The organism is Amycolatopsis sp. NBC_01307 (genome assembly GCF_035975215.1).
In the GTDB taxonomy this organism is placed as follows: domain Bacteria; phylum Actinomycetota; class Actinomycetes; order Mycobacteriales; family Pseudonocardiaceae; genus Amycolatopsis.
Window position 1 is genome coordinate 936,768 of the sequence record NZ_CP108403.1, and the last position, 22,029, is coordinate 958,796.

Annotated in this window: 2 protein-coding genes (1 of these 2 cut by a window edge); both read left to right on the top strand. The window is 74.1% G+C overall.

Annotation, left to right across the window (positions count from 1 at the left end; genetic code table 11):
• On the top strand, positions 1 to 5,592 hold the final stretch of the coding sequence (locus tag OG439_RS04170) for a type I polyketide synthase (RefSeq protein WP_326947989.1). Its footprint begins 41,688 nt before the window's first position; 5,592 of the gene's 47,280 nt are visible here — the last part of the coding sequence; its start codon lies beyond the left edge, outside the window; it ends in the stop codon at positions 5,590 to 5,592.
• 291 nt (positions 5,593 to 5,883) lie between these two features.
• Positions 5,884 to 22,002 (top strand): SDR family NAD(P)-dependent oxidoreductase, encoded by a 16,119-nt coding sequence (locus OG439_RS04175; protein WP_326947990.1) that lies wholly within the window; start codon positions 5,884 to 5,886, stop codon positions 22,000 to 22,002.
• The last annotated feature ends 27 nt before the right edge of the window (positions 22,003 to 22,029 follow it).

A 22,029-nucleotide genomic window follows, 5' to 3' on the forward strand; every position in this document is an offset into this window, starting at 1 on the left:
GCAGGTGCCGAGGTGGACGTCGTGGCCTGCGACGTCGCCGACCGCGCCGCGGCGGCGGCCCTGCTCGACGGGATCGCCGACCTCACCGCCGTGGTGCACACCGCGGGCGTCCTCGACGACGGCGTGCTGGCGTCGCTGACGCCGGAGCGTGTCGCCACCGTGCTGCGGCCCAAGGTGGACGCGGCCTGGCACCTGCACGAGCTGACCGCCGACCGGGAGCTGACGGCGTTCGTCGTCTTCTCCTCGGCCGCCGGGATCCTCGGCGGGGTCGGGCAGGCGAGCTACGCCGCGGCGAACGTGTTCCTCGACGCGCTGATGCAGCGCCGCCGGAGCACCGGGCGGCCCGGGACGTCGCTGGCCTGGGGCATGTGGTCCGGCGCCGGCAGCATGGCGGCCCGGCTCACCGCCGCGGACCTGCGGCGGATGACCGAAGCCGGGATCGGTGCCCTGTCCGTCGCGGACGGCATGGCGTTGTTCGACACGGCGGTGTCCACAAGCGACGCCGTGCTCGTGCCGATCAAGCTGGATCTGCCGGCCCTGCGGGCGAGCATCACGGGTGACGTGCCGCCGATGCTGCGCGGCCTGGTCACCGTCCCGCGCCGCCGGGCGGAAGTGTCCACAGTAGACCGTAAGGAGCGGCGCGACACCCGGGCCCTGCTCGACCTCGTCCGCGCCGAAGTGGCAGCCGTGCTCGGCTACCGGTCGGCCGCCGAGGTCGAACCGGACCTGCCGTTCCGCGAACTCGGGTTCGACTCGCTGACCGCGGTCGAGCTGGCCAAGCGGGTCGGCGCGGCGACCGGGCAGACGCTGCCCTCGACGCTGGTGTTCGACTACCCGACGCCGGCCGTGCTCGCCGCGCACCTGCGCGGCGACGAGGCGGACGACGTCATCACCCCCGCGGCGACCGACGACGACCCGATCGCCATCGTGGCGATGAGCTGCCGCTTCCCCGGCGGCGTCACGACGCCGGAAGAACTGTGGCAGCTGGTGTCGGAAGGCACGGACGCGATCACGCCGTTCCCGACGGACCGCGGCTGGGACCTGGCCGCGCTCTACAACCCGGACCCCGACCACAGCGGCACGTGCTACATCCGCGAAGGCGGTTTCCTCGCCGATGCGGGGGAGTTCGACCCGGCGTTCTTCGGGATCAGCCCGCGGGAAGCGCTGGCCATGGACCCGCAGCAGCGCTTGCTGCTCGAGATCACCTGGGAGGCGTTCGAGCGGGCCGGGATCGACCCGCGGTCGGTGCGCGGCAGCCGGACCGGCGTGTTCGCCGGCACCAGCGGCCAGGACTACGGCACGCTGCTCGCCGACACCGAGGAAGCCGAGGGCTACCTGGCCACCGGCACCGCGGCGAGCGTCGTCTCCGGCCGGCTGTCCTACACCTTCGGGCTCGAGGGTCCGGCGGTCACGATCGACACGGCGTGCTCGTCTTCGCTGGTCGCGCTGCACCTCGCGGCGCAGGCGCTGCGGGCCGGTGAGTGCTCGCTGGCGCTGGCCGGCGGCGTGATCGTCACGTCGACGCCGGGCGTGTTCGTCGAGTTCTCGCGGCAACGCGGGCTCGCGATGAACGGCCGCTGCAAGTCCTTCGCCGAGGCCGCCGACGGCACCGGTTGGGGTGAGGGCGCCGGAATGCTCGTGCTGGAACGGCTTTCCGACGCCCAGCGCAACGGGCACCCGGTCCTCGCGGTGGTCCGCGGCAGCGCGGTCAACCAGGACGGCGCGTCCAACGGCCTGACGGCGCCGAACGGTCCCTCGCAGCAGCGGGTGATCCGCCAGGCCCTGGCCGCGGCCGGTCTGTCCACTTCGGACGTCGACGCAGTCGAGGCGCATGGCACCGGCACGAAGCTGGGCGACCCGATCGAGGCGCAGGCGCTGCTGGCGACCTACGGCCAGGACCGGGAGACGCCGTTGCTGCTGGGCTCGCTGAAGTCCAACATCGGGCACACGCAGGCGGCGGCCGGGGTGGCCGGGGTGATGAAGATGGTGCTGGCCATGCAGCACGGGACGCTCCCGAAGACGCTGCACGTCGACGCGCCGTCGTCCCAGGTGGACTGGACGGCGGGCGCGATCGAGCTGCTGACCGAGCCGCGCGAGTGGCCGGAGACCGGCCGTCCGCGCCGGGCCGGCGTCTCCTCGTTCGGCGTGAGCGGCACCAACGCGCACGTCGTCATCGAGCAGGCCCCGGCACCCGTGGCCCTGCCGGACGTGCAGGGCCCGGCTGTGATCCCGGTCGTGCTTTCCGGCCACGACGCCGCCGCGCTCGCCGCGCAGGCGTCGAGGCTGCGCGAGCACGAAGGCGAACCGGCGGAGCTGGCCTACGCGCTGGCCACCACCCGGTCCGTCTTCGAGCACCGCGCCGTGGTGCTCGCGAGCGACCGCGACGAACTGCTCGCCGGGCTGGACGCGGTCGCGTCCGGCGGCCCGGCGGCGGGCGTCACCAGCGGGACGGCACGAGCGGGCGGACTGGCCTTCGCCTTCTCCGGGCAGGGCAGCCAGCGGGCCGGCATGGGCCGTGAGCTGTACGACGCGTACCCGGTGTTCGCCGCGGCGCTCGACGAGATCTGCGCCGCGTTCGATTCCCGGTTGGACAGTCCACTCAAGACGGTCATGTTCACCGAGAACGACCTGCTCGATCGCACGGTCTACACGCAGCCCGCGTTGTTCGCCCTCGAGGTGGCGCTCTTCCGGCTGCTGGCGAGCTGGGACGTCCGGCCGGACGTCCTGGTCGGCCACTCGATCGGCGAGCTGGCCGCGGCGCACGTCGCCGGGGTGCTCACCCTGGCCGACGCCGTCGAGCTGGTCGCCGCGCGCGGCCGGCTGATGCAGGAGCTGCCCTCTGGTGGCGCGATGGTCGCGGTCCAGGCGTCCGAAGAGGAGGTCCTGCCGCTGCTGGCGGGCTTCGAGGACGTCGTCGGGATCGCGGCGGTCAACGGCCCGGCCGCGGTGGTCATCGCCGGCGACGAGGAGCCGGTGGCCGAGGTCGCGGCGCGGCTCGCCGCGCTGGGGCGCAAGACGAAGCGGCTGACCGTCAGCCACGCGTTCCACTCGCCGCGGATGGAGCCGATGCTGGCCGAGTTCGCCGCGATCGCGCAGCGGCTCGACTACCACGAGCCGACGGTGCCGCTGGTGTCCACGTTGACCGGTGCGCCGGTCACCGCGGACGAGTTCCGCACGGCGGACTACTGGGTGCGCCACGTTCGTGCGGCGGTCCGGTTCGCCGACGGCATCCGCGCGGTGTTCGCCGCCGGAGTGTCCACTGTGGTCGAACTGGGCCCGGACGGGGTGCTGACGGCGATGGCGCAGGACTGCGCCGCGGTCGACGGCGGCACGCCCGTGGTGGTGCCGGCGCTGCGACGCGGGCGTCCCGAGGCGGAGGCTCTGCTCACCGCGGTGGCCGCGGCTCACGTCAACGGCGTCGCCGTGGACTGGGCGGCGCTGTTCACGCCGGGCCGGGTGGTTGCGCTGCCGACCTATCCGTTCCAGCGCGAGCGCTACTGGCCGGAGCCGGTGGCCGCACCCGCGCCGCGGGACGCCGCCGAGGACCGGTTCTGGGCGGCCGTCGAGCGCGAGGACGTCGACGAGCTGGCCGGGACGCTCCCGGCGGGCGTCGACCGCGAGTCGCTCGGCACGCTCCTGCCGGTGCTGTCCGGCTGGCGGCGGCAACGCCGTGAACTGTCCACACTGGACGACTGGCGGTACCGGGTGTCGTGGACCGCGGTAGCCGAACCGGAGACACCGCTGTTCACCGGCGGCTGGCTGGTCGTCCTGCCCGAGACGGAAGCCGCGTGGTGCGGCCAGGTCGTCGAGGCGCTGCGGACGCACGGCGCCGAGGTGCGCACGGTGCGCGGCACCGCGAACCTCGTCGAGGACGGCCTCCCGTTGGCCGGGGTGCTTTCGCTGCTGGCCGTGGACACCCGGCCGCACGCGGAGCACGGCATGGTCGCCACCGGCGTCGCGGGTACCCTGGAGCTGATCCAGGCGCTCGGCACGGCAGGCATCAACGCTCCCTTGTGGACGATCACGCGGGACGCGGTGTACGGCGACCACGTCGACATCGCCGGCGCCGAGGTCTGGGGCCTGGGCCGGGTCGCGGCCCTGGAACACCCGGACCGCTGGGGTGGCCTGATCGACCTGCCCGCGGTGCTGGACGACCGCGTCGCCGAACTGCTGGCGGGCGTGCTCGCCGGGGACGGCGTGGAGGACCAGCTCGCGGTGCGGGCCGACGGCGTCTTCGCCCGGCGGCTGGCGCGGGCACCGTTGCCCACGACGTCGTCCGAGCCGTGGCAGCCACGCGGCACGGTGCTGGTCACCGGTGGTACCGGTGGTCTCGGCGCCCGGATGGCGCGGTGGCTGGCCGAGCACGGCGCCGAGCACCTGGTGCTGGTCAGCCGGCGTGGCCCGGCCGCGCCGGGGGCCGAGGAGCTGCGCGCCGAGCTGGTCGCGACCGGCGTCGAGGTCACCGTCGCCGCGTGCGACGTCGGGGACCGGGACGCGCTGGCCGCGCTGGTCGGCGGGCTGGACGCCCCGGTGCGCGCGGTCGTGCACGCCGCGGGCGTCAGCCAGGGCACGCCGATCGCGGCGAGCAGCGTCGCGGAGTTCGCCTCCGTGGTGGACGCCAAGGTGACCGGCGCGCTCGCGCTGGACGAGCTGTTCGGCGAGCTGGACGCGTTCGTGCTGTTCTCGTCGGTCGCGGCGACCTGGGGTGGCAGCGGCCAGTCCGGGTACGCGGCGGCGAACGCGGCCCTCGACGCCCTGGCGCAGCGGCGGCGAGCGGCCGGCTTGGCGGCGACGTCGATCGCGTGGGGCCCGTGGGGCGGCGGCGGGATGGCGGCCGAGGGCGAGCACGAGGAGCAGCTGCGTCGCCGCGGCCTTCCCGCGCTCGACCCGGGCCTGGCCGTCGCGGCGCTGACCCAGGCCGTCGACCACGGCGAGGCGGTGGTCACGGTGGCCGACGTCGACTGGGCGAAGTTCGCGCCCGGCTTCACCGCGCTGCGGCCGAACGCGTTCATCGCGGACCTGCCGGAGGTGCGGGCGGTCCTCGAGTCGGAGGTCGCCGAAGCGACAGCGGCGGCTGATGTGGGCGCCGAGCTGCGCGGCAAGCTCGCGGAGCTGGACGAGGCCGGCCGGCGGCGGACGCTGCTGGAGCTGGTCCGCACCGACGTCGCGCTGGTGCTCGGGCACCGCGGCACGGCGGCGGTCGCGCCGGACCGGGCGTTCACCGAGCTGGGCTTCGACTCGCTGACGGCGGTCGAGCTCCGCAACCGGCTGACCGCCGGGACCGGGCTGAAGCTGGCCGCGTCGCTGGTGTTCGACTACCCGACCCCGCAGGACCTGGCCGCGCACCTGGGCCGTGAGCTGGGCGGCGAGGACGGCGTCGCGTCGGTGTTCGGCGAGCTGGACCGGCTGGAGGCCGTGCTGTCGGCGGCCGCCACGGACGAGCTGACCCGCGCCAAGGTCAAGGTCCGCGTCCAGGCCCTGCTGGCCAAGTGGGAGAACGAAGAGGTCGAGGACAGCCCGGCGGGCGTCTTCGACGGCGCGTCCGACGAAGAGCTCTTCGAGTTCATCAACAAGGACCTCGGCCGCTCCTGACCCTCCCGCAGGGCCGTGAAGGCCTCCTTACCGGCTCTGAGCGCCGGTAAGGAGGCCTTCACGGCTTTCTGCTCCCGGCGCGGCGTCCCGGGCCTTTTCCGCAGGTCGGAGCCGGGTTCGCCTAGGGGCGTAGGGGGTCGCTAAGGGTTGTCGCGGGAGTCTGCGGATTCATAGGTTTCCCTGGCACCGGTTCGTCGGGGCAGCGCTGTGACCACGGGAAAGACCACGGGAACCGCGCGCACCGAACGAAGCCGGGGGACGCAGACACGGCGACAAGTGAGGTGTGCGGCGATGGCCGATGAGGCGACGCTCCGTGACTATCTGAAGTGGGTCACCGCCGACCTGCACCAGACCCGGCAGAAACTGCGCAGCCTCGAGGACCGGACGCAGGAACCGATCGCCGTCGTCGCGATGAGCTGCCGGTACCCCGGCGGCGTGCGGACCCCGGAACAGCTCTGGGAGCTGGTCTCGGAGGGACGCGACGTCATCGGCCCGTTCCCCGAGGACCGCGGCTGGGACACCGACGCCGTCTTCGACCCGGACCCCGACCACAGCGGCACCACCTACGCGAACGAAGGCGGCTTCCTCCGCGAAGCAGGCCGGTTCGACGCCGCGTTCTTCGGCATCTCGCCGCGTGAAGCGCTCGCCATGGACCCGCAGCAGCGGCTGCTTCTCGAGACGTCGTGGGAGGCCTTCGAGCGCGCCGGGATCGTCCCCGCTTCGCTGAAGGGCACCCAGTGCGGGGTCTTCGTCGGCACCACCAGCCACGACTACGCGACGCTTCTCGCCGACGCGCCTGAAGGCGTTGAAGGGCACGTCGCGACGGGAAGCGCGGCGAGCGTCTTCTCCGGCCGGGTCGCCTACAGCTTCGGCCTCGAAGGCCCCGCCGTCACCGTCGACACCGCGTGCTCGTCGAGCCTGGTCTCGCTGCACCTCGCCGCGCAGGCGCTGCGCCGTGACGAGTGCTCGCTCGCGCTGGCCGGCGGCGTCACCGTGATGTCGACGCCGGGCGCGTTCATCGAGTTCAGCCGCCAGCGCGGGCTCGCGCCGGACGGCCGCTGCAAGGCGTTCGACGCCGCCGCCGACGGCACCGGCTGGGCCGAGGGCGTCGGCATGCTGCTGCTGGCCCGGCTGTCCGACGCGCGTCGCCTCGGGTACCCCGTGCTCGCGGTGGTGCGCGGCACGGCGATCAACTCCGACGGCGCGTCCAACGGCCTCACCGCCCCCAACGGCCCGGCCCAGCAGAAGGTCATCCTGCAGGCGCTGGCCAACGCGCGGCTGTCGGCCGGGCAGGTCGACGCGGTCGAGGCGCACGGCACCGGCACCTCCCTCGGCGACCCGATCGAGGCCCAGGCGCTGCTCGCCACCTACGGCCAGGACCGCCCGGACGGACGCCCGCTGCTGCTCGGCTCGATGAAGACCAACATCGGGCACTCGCAGGCCGCGGCCGGCGTCGGCGGCGTCATCAAGATGGTCCAGGCCATCCGGCACGGCGTCCTGCCGAAGACCCTGCACGTCACCGAGCCCACCCCGCACGTCGACTGGGCGGCCGGCGCGGTCGAGCTGCTCACCGAGGAGCGGACCTGGCCGGAGACCGGCGAACCGCGTCGCGCGGCCGTCTCGTCGTTCGGCATGAGCGGCACCAACGCGCACGCGATCATCGAGCAGGCGCCCGAGCCGGAAACCCCCGAAGAGCACCGGGCTCCCGTCGGCGGCACCCTGCCGCTGCTGCTGTCCGGCCGCACCGAGGCCGCGCTGACCCGGCAGGCCGAGGTCCTGCGCGACCACCTCGCCGCGCACCCGGGACTGTCCCTTGTGGACGTCGCCCGCACGCTCGCCACCACACGGGCGGCCTTCGAACACCGCGCCGTCGTGGAAGCTTCCGACCGGGACGCGCTGCTGTCCGCTTTGGACGATCTGACGACGGCCACGCGCGCCGCGGTCACCGGCTCCGGCCGGACCGCCTTCGTCTTCCCCGGCGCCGGCGCGCAGTGGGAAGGCATGGCCCGCGAGCTGATGACGGCGTCACCCGTCTTCGCCGCCCGGATGCGCGAATGCGCCGCCGCGCTGGCCCCGCTCGTCGACTGGTCGCTGCTCGACGTCGTCACCGGCGCCGAGGGCGCACCATCCGAAGTGGACCGCGTGGACGTGCAGCAGGTGGTGCTGTGGGCTGTGATGGTCTCGCTCGCCGAGGTCTGGCGCGCGCACGGCGTGACCGCCGACGCGTTCGTCGGGCACTCCCAGGGCGAGATCGCCGCCGCGGTCGCCGCGGGCGCACTGTCCCTTGAGGACGGTGCCCTGGTCATCGTGACGCGCAGCCGCCTGGTGCTCCGGGTGTCCGGCCGCGGCGGCATGGTCTCCGTCGCCCTGCCGCAGGCCGACGTCGAGGCCCTCATCGCAGACGGCCCGCTGTCCATCGGCGCGGTCAACGGTCCGGCCAGCACGGTCGTCTCCGGTGACGACAGTGCGCTCGACGCGCTGCTCGCCCGGTGTGAGCGCGACGGCGTGCGCGCCAAGCGCGTCGCCGTCGACTACGCCGCGCACTCGGCGCAGCTGGAGGAACTGCGCGAAGAGTTCGAACGCGCCGTCGCACCGGTCCGCCCGCGCGCGACCGACGTGCCGTTCTACTCGACCGTCACCGGCGAGCGGATCGACACCGCGACCCTCGACGTCCGCTACTGGTTCCGCAACCTGCGCGAGACCGTGCGGTTCGACGGCACCGTCCGCGTCATGCTCGCCGAGGAGGTCGGCGCGTTCGTCGAGGTCGCGCCGCACGCGGTGCTTACCGTGGGACTGCAGGAGATCTTCGAGGACGAAGGCGTCGAAGCGGCCGCGCTGCGGACCCTGCGCCGCGGCGAAGGCGGCCTCGGCCGGTTCCACCTGTCGCTGGCCGAGGCGCTGGCCGGCGGCGTCGTGCCCGACTGGGCGGTGCTGTACGGCACCGGCGAACGCGCCGACCTGCCGACCTACGCCTTCGAGCCCAGCCGGTTCTGGCCGGACGTCTCCGCGATCCGCACCGGCGACCTCGGCTCGGCCGGGCTCGGCGCGGCCGCGCACCCGCTGCTCGGCGCCACCGTCGCGCTGGCCGACGGCGACGGCTTCCTGTTCACCGGCCGGCTCTCCGCGCACACCCAGCCGTGGCTGGCCGACCACGCCGTCGGCGGCACGATCCTGTTCCCCGGCACCGCTTTTGTCGAGCTGGCCGTGCGGGCGGGGGACCAGGCCGGCTGCGACCGGCTGGCCGAACTGACCCTGGAAGCGCCGCTGGTGCTGCCCGCGCGCGGCGGCGTCACACTGCAGGTGACGGTCGGCGCCGGCGACCCGCGGACCATCGAGTTCTACTCCCGGCCCGCCGACGCCGCCTTCGACGAGCCGTGGACGCGGCACGCCACCGGCACCCTCACGACGTCCGGTACCCCGGCGCCCATCGACACCGTGACCTGGCCGCCGGAAGGCGCGCAGGTGGTCCCGGTCGACGGCCTCTACGACGCCTTCGCCGCCGCCGGTTTCCAGTACGGGCCCGCCTTCCGCGGTCTGCACGCCGCCTGGCGCGCCGGCGACGACTTCTACCTCGACGTCCGCCTGCCCGACGCGGTCAAGCCGACGGCCGGCCGGTTCGGCCTGCACCCGGCCCTGCTCGACGCCGCGCTGCACGGCGTCGGTCTGACCGGTTCCGCACGTGGGCTGCTGCCGTTCTCCTGGACCGGCGTGACGCTCTTCGCGGCCGGGGCCGACGCGATCCGCGTCAAGCTGAGCCCCGCCGGGCCGGACACGATCTCCCTCGACGTCGCCGACCCGAGCGGCCGGCCGGTCGCCGCGGTCGAGTCGCTGGTCCTGCGACCGGTCGACGCCGCGGCCATCGGCGACGCCGGCCGCGTCCGGGACGCGCTGTACCGAGTGGACTGGCCGGAGCTGCCGCTGTCCGTTGTGGACGGTTCGGCCACCTGGGCGCAGCTCGGCACGCCGCTGGGCGGCTCGGTCGCCTCCTGGACCGATCTCGCCGCGCTCGCCGCGTCGAGCGAAGGCGGCGCACCGGACTTCGTCGTGGTCGCGCCGGGTGGGGGAGACGGGCTCGCGGCCGCCGCGCACCGGGCCGCCCAGGACACCCTCGACCTGGTCCAGGCCTGGCTCGCGGAGCCGAAGTTCGACCGCTCCCGCCTGGTCTTCGTGACCCGCGGCGCGCTCGGCCCGGACGGCAGTGACGACCCCGCCGCGGCGACGGTCTGGGGCTTGCTGCGCGTGGCGCGCTCGGAACACCCGGGACGCTTCGCCGTCGCCGACCTCGACGCCGTTACGCCGGACAGCCTGCTCGACCTGCTCCCGGCCGCACTCGCCGCCGACGAGGCCGAGCTGGCCGTGCGAGACGGCGTCGCGTACGTCCCGCGCCTGGCGCGGCACACGGTGTCCGATGTGGACGAGACAGTGTTCGGTCCGGATGGGACGGTCCTGATCACCGGTGGCACCGGCACTCTCGGCGGGCTCGTGGCTCGCCACCTCGTCGCCGAGCGCGGCGTCCGGCGGCTGCTGCTCGTGGGACGTCGTGGCCTCGCCGCCGACGGCGCCGCGTCGCTGGCCGAGGAGCTGACTGCGCTGGGCGCCGACGTCGAGATCGCGGCGTGCGACGTCGCCGACCGCGACGCCCTCGAAGCGCTGCTGGCGCGGACCGAGGATCTCACTGCGGTCGTGCACACCGCGGGCGTGCTCGACGACGGGACCGTGGAGTCCCTGACCGCCGAACGCCTGGCCGCCGTGCTGCGCCCGAAGGTCGACGCCGCCGCGAACCTCCACGAACTGACGGCCGGACGGCCGCTGCGCGCGTTCGTGCTGTTCTCCGGCGCTGCCGGGATTTTCGGTGGTCCGGGACAGGCGAACTACGCCGCCGCCAACGTCTTCCTCGACGCGCTCGCCGCGCACCGGCGCGCCGCCGGGCTGCCCGCGACGTCGCTGGCCTGGGGTTTGTGGGCGCAGGCGTCCGGCATGACCGGCCACCTCGACGACGGCGACCTCGGCCGGATGAGCCGCGGCGGCATCGAGCCGCTGCCCACCGAAGACGCCCTCGCCCTGTTCGACCTGACCACCGGGAGCGGCGACGCCCTGCTCGTGCCGGTCCGGCTGGCCACCTCGACGGCGAAGCCCGGCACAGTGCCGGCGCTGCTGCGCGGGCTCGTCCGCGCTCCGGCCCGCCGCACCACGGCCGGTGCCGCCGAAGACGAATCTCTGCTGCGCGAACGGCTCAGCGGCCTCGGCGAGGCCGAGGTCGAGCAGTCGCTGCTCGACCTGGTCCGGACCACCGCGGCCGCCGCGCTGGGCCACGCGTCCGCCGAAGCCGTGCGGGACGGCAAGCCGTTCAAGGACCTCGGTTTCGACTCGCTGACCGCGGTCGACCTCCGCAACCGCCTCAACCTCGCGACCGGCCTGCGGCTGCCCGCGACCCTCGTCTTCGACCACCCGACGCCGCTCGCGCTGGCCCGGCACGTGCGCGGGGAACTGTTCGGTACCGGCGAGATCGTGCCCACCCGGCGCGTCAAGTCCACTGTGGATGACGCGGACGACCGGATCGCGATCGTCGCGATGAGCTGCCGCTATCCCGGTGGCGTCCGGACGCCGGAAGACCTGTGGCAGCTGGTCTCCTCGGGCACCGACGCCATCGGCGCGCTGCCCGCCGACCGCGGCTGGGACCCCGAGCTGCTCTACGGACAGGACCCGGACGGCGACGGCACCCGCTTCGCCCGCGAGGGTGGGTTCCTTTACGACGCCGCCGATTTCGACCCGGAGTTCTTCGGCATCAGCCCGCGCGAGGCGATGGCGATGGACCCGCAGCAGCGGCTCCTGCTGACCACGACGTGGGAGGCCTTCGAGCGCGCCGGGATCGACCCGGCGGCCGCGCGTGGCTCCCGGACCGGCGTGTTCGCCGGCGTGATGTACCACGACTACGGTTCTCGGCTCTACGCTTCGGACGGTCTCGACGAGTACAGTGCCCACCTCGGCAACGGCGGCGCGGGCAGCATCACGTCCGGCCGCATCGCCTACACCTTCGGCCTCGAAGGCCCAGCTGTCACCATCGACACGGCCTGCTCGTCGTCGCTGGTCGCGCTGCACCTGGCCGCGCAGGCGCTGCGCACCGGTGAATGCACGATGGCGCTGGCCGGCGGCGTGTCCGTGATGAACACCCCGACGATCTTCATGGAGTTCCTGCGCCAGCGCGGGCTCGCCGAGAACGCGCGGTGCAAGTCGTTCGCCGACGGTGCCGACGGCACCGGCTGGGGCGAGGGCGTCGGCATGCTTTTGCTGGAACGGCTTTCCGACGCGCGCCGCAACGGGCACCCGGTCCTCGCGGTGGTCCGCGGCAGCGCGGTCAACCAGGACGGCGCGTCCAACGGCATGACCGCGCCGAACGGTCCGGCCCAGCAGCGGGTCATCCGCCAGGCGGTCGCCGCGGCCGGCCTGGAACTGTCCGATGTGGACGCCGTCGAGGCGCACGGCACGGGCACGTCACTCGGTGACCCGATCGAGGCGCAGGCCCTGCTGGCCACTTACGGCCGCGACCGCGCCGGGGACCCCCTCTGGCTCGGCTCGATCAAGTCCAACTTCGGCCACACGCAGGCCGCGGCCGGTGTCGCCGGAATCATCAAGATGGTCATGGCGATGCGGCACGGCACACTGCCGAAGACCCTGCACGCCGAGCGCCCGTCCACCCGGATCGACTGGGCGGACGGCGCGGTCGAGGTGCTGCGCGACACGCGCGACTGGCCCGCGACGGGACGTCCGCGTCGCGCCGGCGTGTCGTCGTTCGGCATCAGCGGCACCAACGCGCACGCCGTGCTGGAACAGGGCGACCCGGCACCCGAGCTGCCCGCCCCCGCCGACGGCCCGGTGTCTTGGGTCCTTTCCGGACGGACGGAAGCCGCGTTGCGCGCACAGGCGTCCCGGCTGCTGGAGCACGCCGGCGCCGGGCACCCGCACGACATCGGCCACGCGCTGGCCACCGCGCGCTCGGCGTTCGACGTCCGCGCCGCGGTCGTCGGCGAGAACACCGACGAGCTGGTCCGCGGCCTGACGGCCCTCGCCGGGGGATCGGCGGCCGCGAACGTCGTCCGCGGTGCGGCGACCGGCGTCGCGCCCGCGTTCCTGTGCACCGGCCAGGGCAGCCAGCGTCCGGGCATGGGCCGCGACCTCTACGACGTCCACCCCGAGTTCGCCGCCGCGCTGGACGCGGTGTGCGCGGAGTTCGACGCCTACCTGGACCGGCCGCTGCGGATGGTCATGTTCGCCGAAGCAGGATCGGCCGACGCCGATCTGCTCGGCCGCACCGCCTACACCCAGCCGGCGCTGTTCGCGCTGGAAGTCGCGCTGTACCGGCTCTTCGAGCACTGGGGTGTGCGGCCGAGCCACCTGCTGGGCCACTCCGTCGGCGAAATCGCCGCGGCGCACATGGCCGAGGTGCTGTCGCTGGCCGACGCGGTCAAGTTGGTCGCCGCACGCGGCCGCTTGATGGACGCCCTGCCGTCGGGTGGCGCGATGGTGGCACTACAGGCGACCGAGGCGGAGGTGTCGGTATATCTGTCAGACGGTATGACCATCGCCGCGATAAACGGCCCAGCCTCGACGGTCATCTCGGGCGACGAGGACGCCGTCCTGGCGGTCGCCGCACACTTCGCCGACCTGGGCCGCAAGACCAAGCGCCTGGTCGTCAGTCACGCGTTCCACTCGCCGCTGATGGATCCGATGCTGGCGGAGTTCCGCGGTATAGCTGAGTCTCTGTCATACGGTAAGACGGTTATACCGATAGTCTCGAACGTCACCGGCGAGCTGGTCACCGAGTTCGACGCCGAGTACTGGGTACAGCACGTGCGTGAGGCCGTCCGTTTCGCCGACGGCATGCGGACACTAGAGGCCCGCGGGGTCACGACGTTCGTCGAGCTGGGCCCGGACGCCGTGCTCGCCGCGATGGGCCCGGAGTGCCTGGACGGCACCGCCGCCACCGCTGCCAATGGCACCGGCACCGGCACCGGCACCTTCGCCGCCGCGCTGCGCGAAGGCCGTCCCGCCGCCCGCACGGTGCTGACCGCGCTCGCCGCCGCCCACACCGGCGGTGCCCGGGTCGACTGGACCGCCGTCTTCGGCCCCGCCGCCCGCGTCGACCTGCCCACCTACGCCTTCCAGGAGCAGCGCTACTGGCTCGACGTCCCGGCCGTCTCGTCGACCGGCCCGGTCGACGAAGGCGAAGCACGATTCTGGGACGCCGTCGAGCGTGAGGACGTCGAAGCACTCGCCGGCATACTCACCCTGCCCGAAGGTGAAGTCGGCCCAGTCGTCTCCGCGCTGTCGGCGTGGCGCCGATCCCGCACCGAACTGTCCACTTCGGACACTTGGCACTACCGCATCACCTGGCAGCCGCTGCCCGCGGCCGCGAACCGGGTCGGCGGCACCTGGCTGCTGGTCGCCCCGGACGGCGAGGAGGACACCCTCGCCGCGGTCGTCGACACCCTGACCGAAGCCGGCGCCGGGACACGGATCCTGCGCGTCCCGATCACGACCGACCGCGCGACCTTCGCCGAGCTGCTGCGCGAGGCGTTCGCCGAAGGCCCGGTCTCCGGCGTCCTGTCGCTGCTAGCCACGGCGGACCCCGGCGGGAACGCCGGACTCCCGGACGGCATCACGGCAACCGCGGCCCTGGCCCAGGCCCTCGGCGACATCACCGGTGCGAACGCGGGGGCCCCGGACGGTATGGCGCCGACCCAGGCCCTGAGTGACGTGGCGGCCACGAGCGACAAGAACGCTGCGATTCCGGGTGGTGTTGCACCGTCCCAGGCTCTCGGCGGCGTCGCCGCTGCGGCCCGGTTGTGGCTGGTCACCCGGGGTGCGGTGGCCGTCGGCCGGGCGGACCGTCCGGCGGGGGACCGGCGGGCCTTCGCCACCCAGGCCGCCGTGGCCGGGCTCGGCCGCGCGGTCGCGCTCGAACACCCCGGCCGGATCGCCGGGAGCGTCGACCTCCCGCGCGACCTCGACCCCCGCGCCCTGCTGCGGCTGCCCGGCGTGCTGGCCGGGGTCGGTGCCGAAGACCAGATCGCGGTCCGCGCCAATGGTCTCTTCGCCCGCCGCCTCACCCGCGCCACCGGCCGCGACGGCGTCTGGACGCCGCGCGGGACCGTCCTGGTCACCGGCGGCACCGGCGCGCTCGGCGCCGAGGTCGCCCGCTGGCTCGCCGCGAACGGCGCAACCAAGCTGGTGCTCACCAGCCGCCGCGGCCCGGACGCTCCGGGTGCCGCAGAGCTGCGTGCCGAACTGTCCGATGTGGACGTCGAGATCGTCGCCTGCGACATCGCGGACCGCGACGCCCTTGCCGCGCTGCTGGCCGAGCACCCGGTGAACGCCGTCGTGCACGCGGCCGGCGTCGCCCAGGCCCAGGCCTTCGAGGAGATGTCGCCGGCCGACCTGGCCGACGTAGTCGGCGCGAAGGTCGCCGGGGCCACGAACCTCGACGAACTGCTGGGCGAACTCGACGCGTTCGTGCTGTTCTCCTCCATCGCCGGCACCTGGGGCGGCGCCGGCCAGTCGGCGTACGCCGCCGGCAACGCCTTCCTCGACGCGCTGGCCCAGGCCCGCCACGCCGCCGGGCTGCCCGCGACGTCGGTCGCGTGGGGCCCGTGGGCCGAGGCCGGGATGGCGACCGGCGACGCCGCCGAGCACCTGCGCCGCCGGGGCGTGACGCCGATGGCGCCGCGCTTCGCGGTCACCGCGCTGGCCCGGGCGGTGGCGGGAGACGACCCGGTCGTCACGGTCGCCGACGTCGACTGGGCGCGCTTCGCGCCCGGCTTCACCGCGGCCCGGCCCAGCCCCCTGCTCGGTGAGCTGCCCGAGGTCCGCGCGGCACTGGACAGCAGGCCCGCCGCCGAGCCCGAGGAGCTTTCGGCCCTTCAGCGTCGGCTCGCCGGGGCGTCTGCCTCGGAGCGTTCGGCCGTCCTGCTGGACCTGGTGCGCCACCAGGTCGCCGGGGTGCTCGGGTACGCCGGGACCGACGCGGTCGAGCCCGGCCGCGCCTTCCGCGAGCTCGGTTTCGACTCGGTCATGGCCGTCGAACTGCGTGACCTGGTCGAGTCCGCGACCGGCCTGCGGCTGCCGGCGACGCTGGTGTTCGACCACCCGAACCCGCTCGCGCTGGCCGACCTGCTGGCCGCGGAGCTGTTCGATGAATCCACTGTGGACGAGATCGTCGAGTCCGCTGTGGACGGTACCGAGCCGATCGCGATCGTCGCCATGAGCTGCCGGTTCCCCGGTGGTGTCCGCACCCCCGAACAGTTCTGGGACCTGCTGCGCGCCGGCGGCGACGCCGTCTCGGACTTCCCCGCCGACCGCGGCTGGGACACCGACGCGCTCTACGACCCTGACCCGGACAACCACGGCACCAGCTACTCGCGCTCGGGCGGGTTCCTCGACGGCGCCGAGGAATTCGACGCGGCGTTCTTCGGGGTCAGCCCGCGTGAGGCCCTCGCCATGGACCCGCAGCAGCGGTTGCTGCTGGAGACGTCGTGGGAGGTCTTCGAGCGGGCGGGCGTCGACCCGCGCACGGTGCGCGGCAGCCGGACCGGCGTCTTCACCGGCACCAACGGCCAGGACTACGTCAACCTGCTGATGGCCTCGGTCGAGGCGATGGAGGGCCACGTCGCCACCGGCAACGCGGCGAGCGTGGTGTCCGGGCGGCTGGCCTACACCTTCGGACTCGAGGGCCCGGCGGTCACCGTCGACACCGCGTGCTCGTCTTCGCTGGTCGCGGTGCACCTCGCCGCCCAAGCCCTGCGGTCGGGCGAGTGCTCGCTGGCGCTGGCCGGCGGCGCGACGGTGATGGCGACCCCGGCGGCGTTCATCGAGTTCTCCCGCCAGCGCGGCCTCGCCGCCGACGGCCGCTGCAAGGCGTTCGCCGACGCGGCCGACGGCACCGGCTGGGGCGAGGGCGCCGGCATGGTCCTGCTGGAAAGGCTTTCCGACGCCCAGCGCCACGGGCATCCGGTGCTCGCGGTGCTGCGCGGTTCCGCCGTCAACTCCGACGGCGCGTCCAACGGACTCACCGCGCCGAACGGCCCGTCACAGCAACGCGTGATCCGCCAGGCGCTCGCGGCCGCCGGACTGTCCACTTCGGACGTCGACGTCGTCGAGGCGCACGGCACCGGGACCCAGCTGGGCGACCCGATCGAGGCGCAGGCGCTGCTCGCGACCTACGGCCGTGACCGCGAACGTCCACTGTGGCTCGGTTCGGTCAAGTCCAACATCGGGCACACCCAGGCCGCGGCCGGGGTGGCCGGGCTGATCAAGATGGTGCTCGCGGTCGAACACGGCGTGCTGCCCCAGACCCTGCACGTCGACGCGCCGTCGTCCCACGTGGACTGGTCGGCGGGGTCGGTAGCGCTGGTCACCGAGCCGACACCGTGGCCGGAGACGGGCGCGCCCCGCCGGTTCGGCCTCTCGTCGTTCGGCATGAGCGGCACCAACGCCCACGCGGTCTTCGAGCAGGCTCCGGCACCGGCGGCGGTGGAGTTCTCGGAAACCGAACTTTCGACGGCCCCGTTCGTGCTGTCGGCCCGCAACGCCGACGCCTTGCGCGACCAGGCCCAGCGCCTCCGCGCCCAGCTCGAAGACCAGCCGGAAGTCGGCCTGGCCGGCCTCGGCGCCGCCCTGACGGGCACCCGTGCCGTCCACGAACACCGCGCGGTCGTACTCGCCGATGACCGCATCGCCCTGCTCGACGGTCTCGGCGCACTGGCCCGCGGCGAGTCGGCCGCCGGCCTGATCGAGGGGACGGCCCCGGCGACCGGCCGGACGGCGTTCCTCTTCACCGGCCAGGGCAGCCAGCGGGCCGGCATGGGCCGCGAACTGTACGAGACGCACCCGGTCTTCGCCTCGGCACTGGACGCGGTGTGCGCGGAGTTCGACACCCACCTGGACGGTCCACTGCAGACGGTCATGTTCGGCGAACCCGGGCTGCTCGACCAGACCGCCTACACCCAGCCCGCGCTGTTCGCGCTGCAGGTGGCGCTGTTCCGGCAGCTGGAGCACTTCGGCGTCCGGCCCGACTTTCTGGCCGGCCACTCGATCGGCGAGCTGGCCGCGGCGCACGTCGCCGGTGTCCTCTCGCTGGCCGACGCGGTGACGCTGGTCGCCGCGCGCGGCCGTCTCATGCAGGCCCTGCCGTCCGGTGGCGCGATGCTGGCGATCCAGGCGACCGAGGACGAGGTTTCGGTATATCTGTCAGACCGTGTGACCATCGCCGCGCTGAACGGCCCGGACTCGACGGTCATCTCCGGCGACGAGGCTGCGGTAAAAGCTGTGGCGGAGCACTTCGCGGATCGTAAGACCAAGCGCCTGACCGTGAGTCACGCGTTCCACTCACCCCTGATGGATCCCATGCTGGCCGAGTTCCGCGGTATAGCTGACTCTCTGTCATACGGTCAGTCGGTTATACCGATCGTCTCGACCGTCACCGGCGAGCCGGTGCTGGAGTTCGACGCCGGCTACTGGGTCCGGCACGCCCGCGAAGCCGTCCGGTTCCTCGACGGCATCCGCACGCTGGAGGCCGCCGGCGTCACCCGCTTCCTCGAACTGGGCCCGGACGGCGTCCTGTCCGCGATGGGCCAGGACTGCGTCACCGGCGACGCCGTGTTCGCGCCGACCCAGCGCGCCGGACGCCCGGAAGAAGCCGCGCTGCTCGGAGGCCTGGCGACGGCGTTCGTCCACGGCACCCCGGTCAGCTGGTCCGCGGCCTTCCCCGCCGCGGTCCCGCGGGTCGCCCTGCCGACCTACGCCTTCCAGCGCCGCCGCCACTGGCCGACGCTGCGCGCAGCCACCACCGGCGACCCGTCGGCCCTGGGCGTCGCCGCGGCCGGGCACCCGCTGCTCGGCGCGGCCGTCGCGACCGCCGGCGACGACGGGTTCCTGCTCACCGGCCGGCTTTCCGCCCGGACCCACCCGTGGCTCGCCGAGCACCGGGTGCGCGGCGCGATCCTGGTGCCCGGCACCGCGTTCGTCGAACTGGCCGTGCGGGCCGGGGACGAGGCCGGCCACGATCGCGTCGAGGACCTGACCCTGCACGCCCCGCTGGTCCTGCCCGAGGACGGGGCGGTCGACGTCCAGGTCCGCGTGGGCGAGGCCGACGAGCAGGGGCTCCGCCCGCTGACCGTCCACGCCCGCGTGGCCGGCGGCGGCGGCGAATGGACCCTGCACGCAGAAGGCGCGCTCGGGACTTCAGCGGCCGTGCCGTCCGAAGGGCTGGCCGTGTGGCCGCCCACCGGCGCCGAGCCCATCGACGTCAGCGGTCTGTATGACGGTATGACCGAGGCCGGGTTCGGTTACGGCCCGAGCTTTCGCGGCCTGTCCGCGGCCTGGCGGAAGGCCACCGAGATCTACGCCGAGGTCGCGCTGCCATCCGGCACCGCGGAGTTCGGCCTGCACCCGGGCCTGCTCGACTCGGCTCTGCACGCGCTTGCCCTCGGCACCGGCGACCAGCTCGCCCAGCCCGGCGAGCGCCCGGCCCGGCTGCCGTTCGCGTGGACCGGCGTCACCCTGCACGCCGCCGGCGCCGCGAAACTGCGCGTCCGGCTGACCCCGTCCGGCGACGACGCCGTGTCGCTGCTGGTCGCGGACGCGTCCGGGGCGCCGGTCGCCACCGTCGAATCCCTGGTGCTGCGCCCGGTTTCGGCCGTGGCGGACTCCGGCCCCGCAGCACCCGAGCCGCTGTACCGGCTCGCCTGGACGCCGATCCCGAAGCCCGACGCGGTCGCCGTCGCGGTCCCGCTCAGCGAGATCGCCGACGAAGTGCCCGAACTGGTCGTGGCCGACGCGAAGACCGTCACCGAGGTCCTGGAGCTGGTCCAGAGCTGGATTTCCGAAGAACGCTTCGCCGACTCGAAGCTGGTGCTGCGGACCCGCGGCGCGGTGCACACAGACGCGGACCCGGCCGTGGCCGCGGTCTGGGGCCTGGTCCGGTCCGCGCAAGCCGAGCACCCGGGCCGGTTCGTCCTCGTCGACGCCCCCGACGGCGAGCTGCTCGACGCGGCACTCGCCACCGCTGAACCGCAGGTCGCGATCCGGGGCGGGGACCTGTTCATCCCGCGGGTCACGCGGGGCGGCGGCGCGCTGCAACCGCCGTCCGGTGAACGCGCCTGGCGGCTCGACACCCGGGCCAAGGGCACCCTGGACAACCTCGTCCTCGTGCCCAGCCCGGAGGCCGTCGCGCCGCTCGCCGGCCACGAGGTCCGGGTCGGCGTCCGCGCCGCCGGGCTCAACTTCCGCGACGTGCTGAACGCGCTGGGCATGTACCCCGGCGAGGCCGGGCTGCTCGGCATCGAGGGCGCCGGCGTCGTGCTGGAGGTCGGGGCCGACGTCACCCGGCTGGCCCCGGGCGACCGCGTGATGGGCCTGCTCGCCGGCGGGTTCGGCCCGGTCTCGGTGTCCGACAACCGTTACCTGGTAACAATTCCCGACGGCTGGAGCTTCGAGCAGGCCGCGTCCGCGCCGATCGTGTTCCTGACCGCGTACTACGCGCTGGTTCAGCTCGGCGCGCTCCAAGCGGGCGAGCGCGTGCTCATCCACTCCGCCGCGGGTGGCGTCGGCATGGCCGCCGTCCAGCTCGCCCGGCACCTCGGCGCCGAGGTCTTCGGCACCGCGAGCCCCGGCAAGTGGGACGCCCTGCGCGGGATGGGCCTGGACGACGCGCACCTCGCCAGCTCCCGCACGCTCGAGTTCGAGCAGTCGTTCGGCGGCGGGATGCACGTCGTGCTCGACGCGCTGGCCGGCGAGTTCGTCGACGCGTCGCTGCGCAGCACCGCGCCCGGCGGGCGGTTCCTGGAGATGGGCAAGACCGACGTCCGCGACCCGGAGCAGGTGGCCGCCGCGCACGACGTCCGTTACCAGGCGTTCGACCTGATCGACGCCGGACCGGACCGGATCGCCGAGTTGTTCGTGGACGTCCTCGCGCTGTTCGCGAGCGGCGCGCTCGAACCGCTGCCACTGTCCACATGGGACGTTCGGAATGCGCCGGAGGCGTTCCGGTACCTCAGCCAGGCCAAGCACGTCGGCAAGGTCGTGCTGCGGGTGCCGCGCCCGCTCGACCCGGCGGGCACCGCGCTGATCACCGGCGGCACCGGGGCGCTCGGCCGGCTGGTCGCCCGGCACCTGGTCACCACGCACGGCCTCAGGCACCTGCTGCTGCTCAGCCGGCGCGGTGGCGCCGAAGACCTCGTCGAGGAACTGGCCGGGCTGGGCGCCGAAGTCACCGTCGCGGCGTGCGACGTCACCGACGGTGCGGCGCTGGGCGCGGTGCTCGGCACCATTCCCGCCGAGCACCCGCTCACCGCTGTGGTGCACACCGCCGGCGTCCTCGACGACGGCACCGTCGAGGCGCTCACCCCCGAGCGGCTCGACACCGTGTGGGCGCCGAAAGCCCTTGCCGCGCAACGGCTGCACGAGCTGACCGCGGACGCCGACCTGGCCGCGTTCGTGCTGTTCTCCTCGGTCGCGGGGACGTTCGGCAACGCCGGGCAGGCCAACTACGCGGCGGCCAACGTGTTCCTGGACGCCCTCGCCCAGCGGCGCGTGGCGACCGGGCTGCCCGCGACGTCGCTGGCCTGGGGCCCCTGGGCGGGCGGCGGCATGCTCGGCAGCCTCACCGAGGCCGACGTGCGCCGGATGACCCGCGGCGGGATCCCGCCGCTGACCGCCGCCGAAGGCCTGGCGCTGTTCGACGCGGGCCTGGCCTCGGCCGAACCGGCGTTGCTGCCGGTGCGGCTGGACCTGGCCGCGTTGCGGGCCCGCGCCGCCGGCGGTGGCGTACCCACTGTCCTCAACGGACTGATCCGGCACCGCGCCCGCCGGGCCGCGGAAAACTCCGCGGGCGGCGGGATCGCGCTGAAGACGCGGCTGGCCGCGATGTCCGAAGTGGAGCGTGAGCAGTTGCTGACCGAGCTGGTCTGCGGCGAGGTCGCCGCGGTGCTCGGCCACCTCTCGGCCGCCGAGGTCGACCCGGCCCGGCCGTTCAAGGAGCTCGGTTTCGACTCGCTGACCTCGGTCGAGCTGCGCAACCGGCTCAACGCCGGCACCGGGCTGCGGCTGCCTGCGACACTGGTGTTCGACCAGCCGACGCCCCTCGAGCTGGCCCGGTACCTGCGCGAGGCGCTGCTGGACGAGCCCGTCGCCACGGCCCGTCCGGCCGTGCTCGGCGAGCTGGACCGGCTCGAAGCGCTGCTGCTGGCGCCCGGCCACGACGAGGCCGAGCAGCCCCGGATCACGTTGCGGCTGCAGAGCTTGCTGGCGAAGTGGAGCGACGCGCACCGGAGCGCCGACACGGCAGACGCCGAGCTCGAGTCGGCCACCGGCGACGACATCTTCGAGCTGCTCGACAAAGAACTGGGCATGTCGTGAACCCCCGCCCCCGCCCCCGTTCCCCCC